The organism is Saccharothrix deserti, assembly GCF_009769385.1.
GTDB lineage: Bacteria > Actinomycetota > Actinomycetes > Mycobacteriales > Pseudonocardiaceae > Actinosynnema > Actinosynnema deserti.
In genome coordinates, this window is the sequence record NZ_VKAB01000024.1 from 35,367 (window position 1) to 48,245 (window position 12,879).

7 protein-coding genes are annotated in these 12,879 nt (G+C 70.8%); 3 read left to right on the top strand and 4 right to left on the bottom strand.

Going from position 1 to position 12,879, the window contains the following annotated elements:
* Positions 1-177: 177 nt before the first annotated feature.
* The 3 genes from FM051_RS32555 (at position 178) to FM051_RS32565 (ending at position 6,807) form a co-directional block, all read left to right on the top strand.
* Positions 178-579 carry an STAS domain-containing protein gene (locus tag FM051_RS32555; protein WP_158850138.1) on the top strand — a complete coding sequence of 134 codons (402 nt, stop codon included), beginning with the start codon at positions 178-180 and terminating at the stop codon, positions 577-579.
* A gap of 221 nt (positions 580-800) precedes the next feature.
* Complete coding sequence (locus tag FM051_RS32560) at positions 801-3,839, top strand: NACHT domain-containing protein (RefSeq protein ID WP_158850140.1); 3,039 nt, start codon at positions 801-803, stop codon at positions 3,837-3,839.
* Between the two features lie 76 nt (positions 3,840-3,915).
* The gene (locus FM051_RS32565) at positions 3,916-6,807 is read left to right on the top strand and encodes an AfsR/SARP family transcriptional regulator (RefSeq protein WP_158850368.1); all 2,892 of its coding nucleotides are present in this window, start codon (positions 3,916-3,918) and stop codon (positions 6,805-6,807) included.
* Positions 6,808-6,877: 70 nt separating this feature from the next.
* Here the strand turns inward: FM051_RS32565 and FM051_RS32570 are convergent, their stop codons facing one another.
* The 4 genes from FM051_RS32570 to FM051_RS32585 form a co-directional block, all read right to left on the bottom strand.
* On the bottom strand, positions 6,878-7,366 hold the full coding sequence (locus tag FM051_RS32570) for an RICIN domain-containing protein (RefSeq protein WP_158850142.1): 489 nt from the start codon (positions 7,364-7,366) through the stop codon (positions 6,878-6,880).
* Positions 7,363-7,905 carry a hypothetical protein gene (locus FM051_RS32575; RefSeq protein ID WP_158850144.1) on the bottom strand — a complete coding sequence of 181 codons (543 nt, stop codon included), beginning with the start codon at positions 7,903-7,905 and terminating at the stop codon, positions 7,363-7,365. The genes FM051_RS32570 and FM051_RS32575 overlap by 4 nt, the downstream gene beginning before the upstream one ends.
* A gap of 22 nt (positions 7,906-7,927) precedes the next feature.
* On the bottom strand, positions 7,928-10,252 hold the full coding sequence (locus FM051_RS32580) for a glycoside hydrolase domain-containing protein (RefSeq protein WP_158850146.1): 2,325 nt from the start codon (positions 10,250-10,252) through the stop codon (positions 7,928-7,930).
* 224 nt (positions 10,253-10,476) lie between these two features.
* On the bottom strand, positions 10,477-12,867 hold the full coding sequence (locus tag FM051_RS32585; protein ID WP_158850148.1) for an ATP-binding cassette domain-containing protein: 2,391 nt from the start codon (positions 12,865-12,867) through the stop codon (positions 10,477-10,479).
* Between the last annotated feature and the right edge of the window lie 12 nt (positions 12,868-12,879).

Consider the following 12,879-nt stretch of genomic DNA (forward strand, 5'->3'; position numbering starts at 1 on the left):
CATGTCACTGTCGGTGACAATTCAGTCAGTGGGAACGCCCGTCAGCGCGTGGCATGATGGCCTGTTGCAGGGTCCGGCCCGACCCGTCCGCAGGCGACGGTGGAGGCGCCGGACGTCGACACGGTTCCGACACGGTTCCGCAGGGTGATGTGCGGTGGTGTCAGGAGGCACATTCCCATGAGTGGTCAGGCTGAGACCGGCGGACCGGTCACGGTGCGCACGCAGCGGCGCCACGGTGCGCTGGTCATCCAGGTCGAGGGGGAGATCGACAACGACACCTGCGACGAGGTGCGCGCCGAGGTCGTCCAACGCCTGCGGGAGCGGCCGAAGGCGTTGGTGCTGGACCTCAACGACGTGGTGGTCTTCGGGTCGATCGGGCTGTCGTTGCTGATCGAGGCCCGCCACCGGGCCGAGGCGCTGGGTGTCGGGTTCGCCGTGGCGGTCGACCGACGTGCCGCTTTGCGGCCCTTGACGGAGACCGGTGTCGCCGATCTCCTCGTACTTCGCCCCGACGCTGGTCAAGCCGCCGAGGCCGCACTGGCGGCGCCATCGGTGCACGCGGCCTACGGGCCGAAGTGATCGGCTGATCCGAGACGGTGGCGCTCTGTCAACGCTCCTGTGCGGGCTGGGACGGGGGCCCGCCGGAGGAGTGCGCGGCCACCAGCCCCGCCGGCGGGCAGATACCGAGTCGGGCGTAGCTCTTTGCAACCGAGGATCTTGGCGGTGAGCTCGGCCCGCGCCCGGTCCGGTTTCGCTACTTTGGTGACATCGCCGCAGGTGCGTGCAAGCCGGGGGTAACGGTGACCGATCCTTTGACCGCAGTGCTCGGTACGACCTTCTCCGCGTTGCACCAGTGGGTGTTGACCAGGGTCGTCGACGGCGCCCTGGAGCGCCGCAACCAGCGGCTCGGCAACGTCGATCGGCAGGTCGCCGCCGCGGTCGAGGACTTGGCGGCGCTGCGGCGCATCGAGTTCCCGACCCTGACCGATGCCGAGTGGACCCTCACCGCGGAAGCCGCCGCGGAGACGCTGACCGCTTCCTCGATCGGCCGCCTGGCCCAGCTCGCGCCCGCGGACGTCACCGATGCGGCCAGGCTGAGGAGGCTCGTGTCGGCGACCTCGGTCGCCGGGATGAGCGAGGCGGAAGCCCAGGCGTACCAGCGGCTGCTGTTCGAGACGTGCGAGCAGATCGCCCAGCACGCCCGGCAGGTGAACAGCATCTGGCGTTCGGCCGTGGCGGCGGGGTTGGCCGACATCGGTTCGGACGTCAAGCGGACTTTGGGCGGACTCGCCGGGGTCCGGTCATCGCTGAACGACCTCGCCGAAGCGCCGGAACGGCGGGCCCGGGACGAACGGGCGCGGTTCGAGGAGCGGTACCTCGCCGAGGTGGCCGACCAGTTCGCCCGGTTCGAGCTGTTCCAGGTCGGCAACCGGGGCCGCGGTCCCACCAAGCACGACTTCGCCTCCTTCTACGCGCCGCCGTCCATCGACCGGTGGCAGCGCTCCGAGGCCGACACGGCGTTGACCGGCCAGGGCGTCAACAGCGCGCACACGATCGCGGAGGCCCGTCGGGTCCTGCTGCTCGGCCGGGCCGGAGCGGGCAAGACGACCTTCTTGCAGTGGCTCGCGCACGTGACGGCACAGAGCACCCGGAAGGGGGATGTCGACAGCCTCTGGGAAGGCGTGGTGCCGTTCTACGTGCCGCTGCGCCAGTTCGCCGACCGTGACCTGCCGTTGGCCGAAGACCTCGTCCGGGTTACGACGCCGGCGCTCGCGGGTGAGAAGCCGGAGCGCTGGGTCACCTCCCTGCTCAACGAGGGCCGGGCACTCGTCCTGGTGGACGGCATCGACGAACTGCTGCTGGAGCGGCGTGAAGAAGTGCGGTCGTGGCTGGGCGGGTTGCTCCGGAACTACCCGGATGCCTGGTACGTGGTGACGACCCGGCCGTCCGCGGTCGACGACACCTGGCTCGCGCCCACCGAACTCGGCGATCCGGGTCTCATGCGGTTCGAGGTCATGCCGCTGAGCGGGCCGGGCATCCGCGACCTGGTGAGCAACTGGTTCGCCGCCGTGCGCGTGGGCGAGCCGCAATCGACGCACGAATGGCTGTCGCGGTGCGAGCGCAAGCTCAAGGGTGCTCTCCAGAACCGGCCGGACGTGCAGAGGCTCGTCTCCAGCCCGCTGTTGTGCTCCCTGCTGTGCGCGCTCTACCGCCGGGAGAACATGTACCTCCCGCACAGCCGCAAGGACCTGCTCTACCGGGCACTGGAACTGCTGCTGGGCGAGTGGGACGTGCGCCGCGGCGTGCGGGTCGAGACCGAGTTGCAGATGACCGGCAACGAGAAGGTCGTGCTGCTCGAACGGTTCGCCGCACCGATGGTCCGCAACGGCGAGCACGTGGTGAGCCGTTCGGCGGCGGTGCGGCGGATCGAACGCGCGATGACCGGCCTGCGGTCCACCGACCTCGACGCGCACGAGGTGCTGCGCCACCTCGTCGAGCGGACCGGACTGCTGCGCGACGACGAGGGCGACGGCGAGATCCGGTTCGTGCACCGCATCTTCCGCGACTTCCTGGCCGCCGGCGACTTCGTCAAGTCCGGTGAGCTCGGCTACCTCGTGGACAACGCGCACGACGCCGGCAAGGAACTGGACGAGGTGATCTTCATGGCCGCCGCGCAGGCCCGCGCGCACGAAGCGGGCGAGTTGCTGCGCGGCCTGCTGACCAAGGCGGACAAGCGGAAGAGGACGACCTCCGAGGTGCACCGGCTGCGCCTGCTCGCCGCGGCTTCGCTCGGCTACGTGGACGTCATCGAGCCCGAGCACGTGCGCGCCGACGTGATCAACACGGTGCGGGAGCTGGTTCCACCGCGCAGTTACAACGAGGCCGAACTCCTGGCACGGGCCGGGACGTTCGTGCTCGAACTGCTGCCCGGTCCGGCCGAGGTCGACGAGTTCGCGGCGGAGACCGGCGCCGATCCGGCCGAGATCGCCAGGTACGTGATCCGCGTGCTGGCGATCATCGGCGGCTGGGGCGACATCGAGGCGTTCACCCACGCCTACGGGGGCGCGGTCACCAACGAGCTGCTCCGCGCCTGGCGCAACACCGAGTACTCCGAGCGCTACGCCGCCGACAACCTCGGACCGGTCGACTTCGGCGACCGCGTCCTCGAAGTCCACCGCTGGCACATGCTGCGGGGGTTGCGCCACCTGCGGACCCTCCGCCACGTGCTCGTGGCCGGGGACCTGCAACTGGCCGACATGAGGGCGGGGCTGCGTCCCCTTGCCGAACTGCCGGACCTGCGCAGTCTGGAGATCCGCGCCAACGAGGTCTGCCGGTCGCTCGACGGCCTCGTCGGCTGCGGGCGGCTCGAAACGTTGATCGTGTCCGGCTACAGCGCCCTGGAGGACCTGTCCGCGCTGGCCCACCTGCCGGTGACCGACCTGCGACTCCTCGGTCGTCCGTACGCGGGCGGGCCGGTGGCGGACCTGGCCACTCTCGACGGGGCCGCGGTGCGGAAGCTGACGATCAAACACCCCCACCTGCGGGACGGGCTGCACGCGTTGCCCGACTCCTTGCCGTTGACCGAGCTGGTGGTCGACTCGCCCGCGCACTCCAGGTCGCTCCTCGGAGTGCGACGCCTGGTCACGCTGGAGACGGTCTCGGTCCTCGGACCGCTCACCGCCGCCGAGGTCGCGGAGCTGGCCGAGCTGCCCAGCCTGCGCCGGCTCGTGCTGGACCTGACCGGTACCGAGGAAGTCGACCTCGGTCCGCTCGACGCGTTGACCGCGGCGGAGATCGAACTGCTCGGCCTGGACCGGTCGAACCCCTGCCCGGGGTGACCGGCCCCCTGGGGGCGGCGACGGGCAGACTCCCGACCACAGTGGTTTTGACGTTCAGGGAGATCGCCACGTGAGCATGTCGGCCGAGACACCCGCTCTGCCCGAGCACTCGCGTCCCACCGACGTGGTGACCCACGGCCACCCCGTGGGATCCGGTGATCCCGGTGTCCGCGGGGAGGGGGTGGAGTTCGGGGTGCTGGGTCCGGTGACGATCTGGCACGGGGGCCGGCAGCTGGCGGTCGGCAGCGCGCAGCAGCGGTGCCTGCTGGCGGTGTTGGTGTCGGAGGCCGGCCGGGTGGTGTCCCTGGAGCGACTGGTCGACGCGTTGTGGGACGACGACGCTGTGCCGCGCACGGCGCGCAACGTGGTGCAGAAGTGCGTGTCCGAGCTGCGGAAACTGGTGGCGGTCGACCCGGAGGTCGGCTTGGCGCACCGGCCGCCCGGTTACGTGCTGGAGGTGGAGCCGGAGCGGGTGGACCTCCACCGGTTCCGGGCGCTGGTGGCGCGGGCGCGCGGCGCCGACGACCGGGTGGTGCTGTTGCGCCGGGCGTTGGAGCTGTGGCGGGGCGAGCCGCTGGCCGACGTCCCGGGATTGGCATCGGTCAAGCAGGCGTTGGTCGAGGAGCGGCTGGCGGTGCTGGAGGACTGCCTGGCCGCGGAGGTCGACTCCGGGCGCCACGCCGAGGCGATACCGCAATTGCGCGCGCTGGTGGCCGAGCGCCCGCTGCGGGAACGCCCGACCGGGCTGCTGATGCTCGCCCTGTACCGCGGCGGACGCCAAGCCGACGCACTAGAGCACTACCAACACGCCCGGCAGCGGCTGGCCGAGGAGTTGGGAACCGATCCCAGCCCGGCGTTGCGGGAGCTGCACCAGCGCATCCTCACCGCCGACGCCTCGCTGACCACGACCGAGCCCGCACCTCCCGGCGGGAACGGGCACACCGTGGTGCCACGCCAACTGCCCGCCGCTCCCGCGCCGTTCGTCGGTCGCCACGATGCGCTGGACCGCCTGGACACCGCGTTGAACACCGCGGGTGAGGCCACCACGGTGCTCATCACCGCCATCGGCGGCGCGGGCGGGATCGGCAAGACGTGGCTGGCGTTGCACTGGGCCCACCGCCACGCCGACCGGTTCCCGGACGGGCAGCTGTTCGTGGACCTGCGCGGCTTCAGCCCCGAAGGCGAGCCGATGGAGCCGGCGGTGGCGGTGCGCGGGTTCCTCGACGCCCTGGGCGTCGACCCGGGCCGGATCCCGGTCGAACCGCACGCCCAGGCCGCGCTGTTCCGCAGCCTGGTGGCGGACAAGCGGATGCTCATCGTGCTGGACAACGCCGCCGACACCACTCAGATCACCCCGCTGCTGCCCGGCAGCCGCACCTGCACCGTGGTGCTGACCAGCCGCAACCGGCTTCCCGGCCTGATCACCGGCCACAGCGCGCAGCACGTGTCCCTCGACGTCCTGACCGACTCCGAAGCCCGCGCCCTGCTGGCCGACCGCCTCGGCACCGGCCGGGTCGACGCCGAACCCGCGGCGGTGGAGAAACTCGTCCGGGTGTGCGGCGGGTTCCCGCTGGCGTTGAGCATCATCGCCGCACACGCCCACACCCGTCCGCACCTTCTCCTGGCCGCCGTCGCCGCCGAACTGCTCGACCTGGGCTTGGACGCGCTGGACGACGAAGACCCGACCGCCAGCCTGCCCGCGGTGCTGTCCTGGTCACACCGAGCGCTGACCCCGGAGCTGCGGCAGGTGTTCGCCCTGCTCGGCATCGCCCCCGGACCCGACATCGGACTTCCCGCCGCCGCCTCCCTCACCGCCCTGCCCCTCCCACAGGCACGCAAGGCACTGCGCACCCTGGAGGACGCCTCCCTGCTCACCCGGGACGCCCACGGCCGCTACACCATGCACGACCTGATCCGCGGCTACGCCACCGCCGCGGCCCAGCACGACCTGGCCGAGCACGTGCGGGAGCCGGCACTGCGGCGAGTGGTGGACTTCTACGTCCACACGAGCTACGCCGCCGACCGCCTCTTGAACCCCCACAGCACGTTCCCGCCGCCTGATCCGACCGCACCCGGCACCCGACCGCACCCGCTGGTCGACGTCTCGGCGGCGTTGGCCTGGCTGGACACCGAGCACGCCAACCTGCTGGCCGCGCAGCACCTCGCCGCCACCCACCGGTGGCACCACCTCGTGTGGCCGCTGGCCTGGGCACTGACCACCTTCCACGTCCGACGGGGGCATCGCCACGACGACGTGGCCGTGTGGCAGGCCGCCGTGGACGCCGCCGCCCACCTGTCCGCCCCCGCCGTCCACATCCGCGCTCACCGGGGCCTCGGTATCGCCTACTCCCGGCTGGAACGCCACGACGAGGCGACCGGGCACCTGCACCAGGCCCTGGCTCTGGCCCAGTACCACCGCGACACCACCGAACAGGCCCACACCCACCACGACCTCGCGCTGGCCTGGACCCGGCACGGGGACGACCAGCAGGCCTTGGAGCACGCCCAACGCGCCCTGGCCCTCTTCCGGGAACTCGACCGGCCGGTGTTCGAAGCCATCACGCTCAACTCGGTGGGCTGGCTCAACGCCCGCCTGGGCGACTACGACACCGCCCGTGTCCACTGCCGAGCCGCCCTCACCCTGCACCGCCGCCACCGCGACCCCGAAGGCGAGGCGGCCACCCTGGACAGCCTGGGCTACATCGACCACCACACCGGCCATCACCGCCAGGCCGTCGAGCACTACGGACAGGCGCTCATCCTGCGCCGCGACCACGGCAACACCGACCAGGCCACGGACACGCTCAAAAGCCTCGGCCACCCCTACGCCGCCCTCGGCGAGCGCGAGCAGGCCCGCGCGGTGTGGCAGGAAGCCCTTGAGCTGTACCGACAACAGGGCCGCGATGCCGACGCCGAACGGGTGCGGCGACAACTCGACGCGCTCGACGGGGACACCCGGGCGTGGTAGCGGGTCGAGGCCGCCGAGCGGGTTCGTCACCCGCTCGACACCCCGACCCGCCGGGACATACCCGGTTCGGTCACCCCCACGCGATGTCGGTCGGGTAGTGGCCACCGATGCACGACGTGAGGCCGACGTAGTTCCCGCCCGCGTAGTCGCCGCCGTCGTCCACCAGGCAGTCGGCATGGACCTCCTGGCTCTCGAACCAGATCCCGTTGGGCGCGCGGCGGACGTACCAGCTCATGACACTCGACGGCCCGCACGCCCCGGACGTCAGGACACCGCCGGCTCCGTACTTCCTCGCCCCGAGGCACCTGTTCGTGGCCACGTTGCGCAATTGCCGGGTGCCGTCGTTCCACACGGTGACCCCCCACCTCTGGTAGTTGGTTCCGTTGCAGTGGAAGGTGCGCACGCTGAATTCCCTGCTGTCGTCCAGGCACAGACCGCTGTGGACGTTGCGGAACGTCTGGAACACCTCCGCCGCCGAAGCCGTGCCGGTCGCCCCCACCAGCGACGCCCCGGCGATCAGCAGTGCTGCGCAGACGCGTGCCACGACGCGTGATGTCATTCCCATGGTCTCCCTCTTTCCAGAGATTTGATCGGTCCGCGTGCCGCGGCGGCGGCGAGTGCGGTGTCCGGCCGGGCGTCGACGCGGAAGTGCCCTTCCCACGGCGTGTCCCGGTCGTCGCCGCCCCACCGCACGGCGCCGCCGCAGTCGGCCAGGATGTCCCGGACGACTGCCACTTCGTGCGGGAAGAGGCAGCCCGTGGCGCCGCGCGGGTACGCACCGGGGCGGATCACGAGCGCGGTGCCGTCCGCCGAGCCGACCGCGTCGCCCGGCCCGAGCGCCGCGATCTCGTAGTGGAACCTGCGGGCGACGTGCAGCAGGAGGGTGGCCGCCGGGCCGGAGAGGAGCGCGGCCGATGCCGCGGACCCCTCGATGACGTGGGTTTCGACGATGCCGAACCGCGTGGGGCCGGGGCGGGCTTCGGCAGGTGCGCCCGCCGCGGCGGCGGGCGCCGGTTCCAGCACGGCCAGGCCGCCGGCGGCGAGCAGTCCGGTGAGGAAGGTCCGTCGGGCCAGGTGGTGGACTGGAGATCGGTTCACGGTGTCCTCGCGGGGTCGGAGGTCAGCCACGGGCCAGCTTTTCGATGGTGTCGGCGTAGCCCTGGAGGAACGGGTCGAGCTTGTCGGCCGGCAGCATCCCGGGCAGCAGGCAGTTCCAGCCGCCGGTGGTGCGGATCGCCGCCGTGCACAGCCCGCCGAGTTCGGCATCGGTGCCGTCGCTGATCAGCATGTTCCTCGCGGCCGCGACGATGTCGGCGTTCCTGGCGTCGTACCGGGCGCCGAAGAAGCGGGCGAACCGGCCCACGTGCCCGGTGCCGGCCAGGTGCAGTCGCAGCAGTTCGTCCACCCGGCCGCCGATCCGCAGCGACAGGCCGAGCAGGTGGCCGTCGACGTCCTCGATCAGGTCGCCGAGCGGGAACGACGAGCGGACGTCCACTTTGGCCAGACGATCGGCGCAGAACGCGTAACCGGACGGGTAGGACTCGCTGTTGGCCCGCCATTCGCCGTAGAAGGTGGCGAGGTCGCCGCCCCAGCCGCCGAAGTCGCCCCGGTTGGCCGTGACACCGTTGACGTTGCCCTTGAGGTAGACGGCGTTGGCGGTGGCGCCCAGGTGGTCGACGTTGACGGTCACGCCGAGCGAGGGGTCGCGGTAGCTCTCGACCCGACCGGGCCCGTTGGCCTTCGCGTAGTCGATCCACGCCCGGTCGACGTCGCCGATGAGGTTCTGCCAGCCGCTGTAGACGTCCACGTAGGTCGGGTACCGCAGGTACTCCAGGACCCTCAGGTTGGCATCACCCGGACCGTACGCGACCGCCGTGGCGTACAACTGCTCGACGTAGTGCAGGAACGCGTCGACGGGGGAAGTGGTGCCGCCGACGTTCTCCGGGCCGACGCCGGGGTCGCTGAACGGCCGGTGCACGTCCCGGTCGAGGTCGAAGGTGTCGGTCCCGCTGGTGAACTTGAACTCCTTGATCTGGTTGAACGACCAGTTGGCGGGCATCGGGAAGCCGAGGTTGCCGGAGAAGCCGTAGGACATCCCGGAGACGAACGAGTACCGGGCGTACGCCTGGTTGGTGACGCGGGCGCACACGTTGCGGGACCCGTACACCGCGGCGACGTACCGCTTGCCCTGGTTGGCCAGGGCGGCTTGGACGCCGTGGAAGTAGGGCAGGACGTTGGACGTGATCTGCTCGTCGGTGGCGTCGAAGTCGACCGCGAAGTAGATGACGGTGCCGCGGTTGAAGCCGTAGTGCACGGCGCGTTCGTGCGCACGCAGCCCGTGCTGGTAACCCTGCTGGTAGCTGAACTTGGTGAGTTCGCGTCCGTCGTACTGGGAGATCGGGAAGACGCGCATGCCGCCGGCGAAGATCGCGTCCAGCTCACCGGGCTGGAGTTCCTTGTTCAGCGTGCTGGTCGGATCTTCGTCCAGGTACCGGCCGACGACCGTGTAGCCGGCGGCGCGCAGGGCCTGGGCGCGGGCGGTGCTGATGTGGAAGCGGGTGTCGCAGGCGCTCGCCGGCCGGTCGGGGTCACCGGTGGAGACCAGTAGCTGCGCCCACGTGCGGTAGTCGCCCACGCCGGTGCGGTCGAGCGCGGAGAACTCCTGGAACACCCGCACGTACTCGGCGAGCCGGTCGTCCCAGGCGGCCTTGAACACGGTGGCCGCGCCGTTGACGTCGCCGTTGAACACGCACGCGGCGCTGAACAGCTGCACCCACGTGCCGGGCGAGCCCGGACCGACGGTGTTGCGGCGCAGGGCGTCGCGGGTGGCGGGGCCGAAGCTGCCGGTCGCCTGGTCGTCGGGGATGCCGCTCTCGTACTGGATGGCCTTCATCAGGGCCACCTGCACGTCCCGGGAGAACCGGCCGTCGCAGGGGACGACGAAGAACGTGGACCGATCCAGGTACCGGTGGTTGAGCCACTGCTGGATGGCCCGGACCTCGGTGCTGCCGCCCGACACCAGGATGTAGGCGTCCATCGTCAGCAGCGCCTTGAACCACTTGGGCTGTAGGACGCCGGCGGCCGTGACGCCGCAGTCGGCCTTCATCCGCACGACCGCGTTCTGGGTGGTCGCGCCGTACGTCCCCGACGTGGTCTCGCCTGCCCAGTAGCCCTTGCAGAACAGGGCGTGCTGGACGATCCGCACGATGTTCGGGTCGGCGAAGCCGGGACCGACCGGTCCGCGTTCGGTGAGCTTCGCCAGCGTCGTCGGGCCGAAGGAGTCCGACAGCGTGGTGATGCCCAACTCGTGTTGCAGAGCCCTGGTGAGCGAGTGCATCGTCGGCCAGCCGGTGCGGCCGTCTTCCGCGCACCGGGTGTAACCCGGCACCGCGCCGTAGGTGGCGTTCACCCACTGCTGCGCTTCGAGGACCTTCTGATCGACCATCGCTAGAACCCGCGGGATCTTCCGCCGCGGCCGGCGGGCGGCGCGACCACAGCCGCGTGGTTGATCGCCTTCATGGTGCCTCCCTGGTGCCGGGGCTTGGTGGGCCCAGGGTGAGGGGGACCGCTGAATGCGCGCTGACCGGCCGCTGACCGCCCGCTGAGCCGCGTGCCCACGGCAGAGCCGCGTGCACGCGGCTTCACCACACGGTGTCCGCGGGGTTTCGGTCAGGTGCCGACGTAGGCCGCGAGGTGCTCGCCGGTGAGGGTGGAGCGGGCGGCGACGAGGTCGGCGGGGGTGCCCTCGAAGACGATCCGGCCGCCGTCGTGGCCGGCGCCGGGGCCGAGGTCGATGATCCAGTCGGCGTGCGCCATGACCGCCTGGTGGTGCTCGATGACGATGACCGACTTGCCGGAGTCGACGAGCCGGTCGAGCAGGCCGAGCAGCTGCTCGACGTCGGCGAGGTGCAGGCCGGTGGTCGGCTCGTCGAGGATGTAGACGCCGCCCTTCTCGGCCGTGTGGGTGGCCAGCTTGAGCCGCTGCCGCTCGCCGCCGGACAGCGTGGTCAGCGGCTGGCCGAGGGTGAGGTAGCCGAGCCCGACGTCGGCGAGCCGGCCGAGGCCGGCGTGCGCGGCCGGTGTGCGCGCCTCGCCGTCCCCGAAGAACTCCTCGGCCTCGTTCACCGACATCGCGAGCACCTCGCTGATGTCACGGCCGCCGAAGTGGTACTCCAGCACCGATGCCTCGAACCGCTTCCCCTCGCACACGTCGCAGGTGACGGCGGTGCCGGCCATCATCCCCAGGTCCATGTAGATGACGCCGGCGCCGTTGCAGTTGGGGCAGGCGCCCTCGGAGTTGGCGCTGAACAGCGCCGGCTTCACGCCGTTGGCCTTCGCGAAGGCCTTGCGGATCGGGTCGAGCAGTCCGGTGTACGTCGCCGGGTTGCTGCGCCGCGAGCCGCGGATGGGCGCCTGGTCGACCGACACGACGCCCGCGGAGGCGGGGACGGAGCCGTGGATCAGCGAACTCTTGCCGGAGCCGGCGACGCCGGTGATCACACAGAGCACCCCGAGCGGGATGTCGACGTCGACGTCCTGGAGGTTGTGGGTGGTCGCGCCGCGGATCTCCAGCTTGCCGGTGGGTGTGCGCACCGTGTCCTTGAGGGCGGCCCGGTCGTCGAGGTGGTGGCCGGTGATGGTGTCGCTGACCCGCAGCCCTTCGACGGTGCCCTCGAAGCAGATGGTGCCGCCCGCCGTGCCGGCGCCGGGGCCGAGGTCGACGACGTGGTCGGCGATCGCGATGGCCTCCGGCTTGTGCTCCACGACGAGGACCGTGTTGCCCTTGTCGCGCAGCCGGAGCAGCAGGTCGTTCATCCGCTGGATGTCGTGGGGGTGCAGGCCGATGGTCGGCTCGTCGAAGACGTAGGTGACGTCGGTGAGCGAGGAACCGAGGTGGCGGATCATCTTCGTGCGCTGCGCCTCGCCGCCCGACAGCGTGCCCGCCGGCCGGTCGAGCGAGAGGTAGCCCAGCCCGATCTCCACGAACGAGTCGAGGGTGTGCAACAGCTTGGCGAGCAGCGGTGCCACCGACGGCTCGTCGAGCTTGCCGACCCAGTCGGCCAGGTCGCTGATCTGCATCGCACACGCGTCGGCGATGCTGACCCCTTTGATCTTCGACGAGCGGGCGGCCTCGGTGAGCCGGGTGCCGTCGCACTCGGGGCAGGTCATGAACGTCACCACCCGCTCCACGAAGGCGCGGATGTGCGGCTGCAGCGCGTCGACGTCCTTGGACAGGAACGACTTCTGTATCTGCGGGACCAGACCGGCGTACGTCAGGTTGATCCCGTCGACCTTGATCTTGGTCGGCTCCTTGTAGACCAGGTCGTGCAGCTGCTTCTTGGTGAACTTGCGGATCGGCTTGTCCGGGTCGAAGAAGCCGCAGCCGCGGTAGATGCGGCCGTACCAGCCGTCCATGCTGTAGCCGGGGATCGTGACCGCGCCCTCGTTGAGCGACTTGCTGTCGTCGTAGATCTGGGTCAGGTCGATGTCGTTGACGTGGCCCCGGCCCTCGCAGCGCGGGCACATGCCGCCGGTGATGCTGAAGCTGCGCCGCTCCTTCGTCTTCTGCCCGGCCTTCTCGATCGTGACCGCACCCGCTCCGCTGATCGAGGCGACGTTGAAGGAGAATGCCTGGGGTGAGCCGATGTGCGGCTTGCCGAGCCGGCTGAAGAGGATGCGCAGCATCGCGTTGGCGTCGGTGGCGGTGCCGACCGTGGAGCGGGGGTCGACACCCATCCGCTCCTGGTCGACGATGATCACGGTCGTCAGCCCGTCGAGCACGTCGACGTCGGGCCGCGCCAGCGTCGGCATGAAGCCCTGCACGAAGGCGCTGTAGGTCTCGTTGATCAGCCGCTGCGACTCCGCGGCGATCGTGCTGAACACCAACGAGCTCTTGCCCGAGCCGGAGACGCCGGTGAACACCGTCAACCGGCGCTTGGGGATCTCCAGGCTGATGTCCTTGAGGTTGTTCACGCGCGCGCCGTGCACGCGGATCAGATCGTGGCTGTCGGCAACGTGCGGCGCAGGCGACTGCGTGTCCCTCATGGTGGCCGTGCTCATCGTGTCTCCATC

What these genes read in the sequence shown, in the direction of transcription:
- FM051_RS32570 (WP_158850142.1), bottom strand. Translation starts at nt 7,366, where the DNA reads ATGACATCACGCGTCGTGGCACGCGTCTGCGCAGCACTGCTGATCGCC.
- FM051_RS32565 (WP_158850368.1), top strand. Translation starts at nt 3,916, where the DNA reads ATGTCGGCCGAGACACCCGCTCTGCCCGAGCACTCGCGTCCCACCGAC.
- FM051_RS32585 (WP_158850148.1), bottom strand. Translation starts at nt 12,867, where the DNA reads ATGAGCACGGCCACCATGAGGGACACGCAGTCGCCTGCGCCGCACGTT.
- FM051_RS32580 (WP_158850146.1), bottom strand. Translation starts at nt 10,252, where the DNA reads ATGGTCGATCAGAAGGTCCTCGAAGCGCAGCAGTGGGTGAACGCCACC.
- FM051_RS32555 (WP_158850138.1), top strand. Translation starts at nt 178, where the DNA reads ATGAGTGGTCAGGCTGAGACCGGCGGACCGGTCACGGTGCGCACGCAG.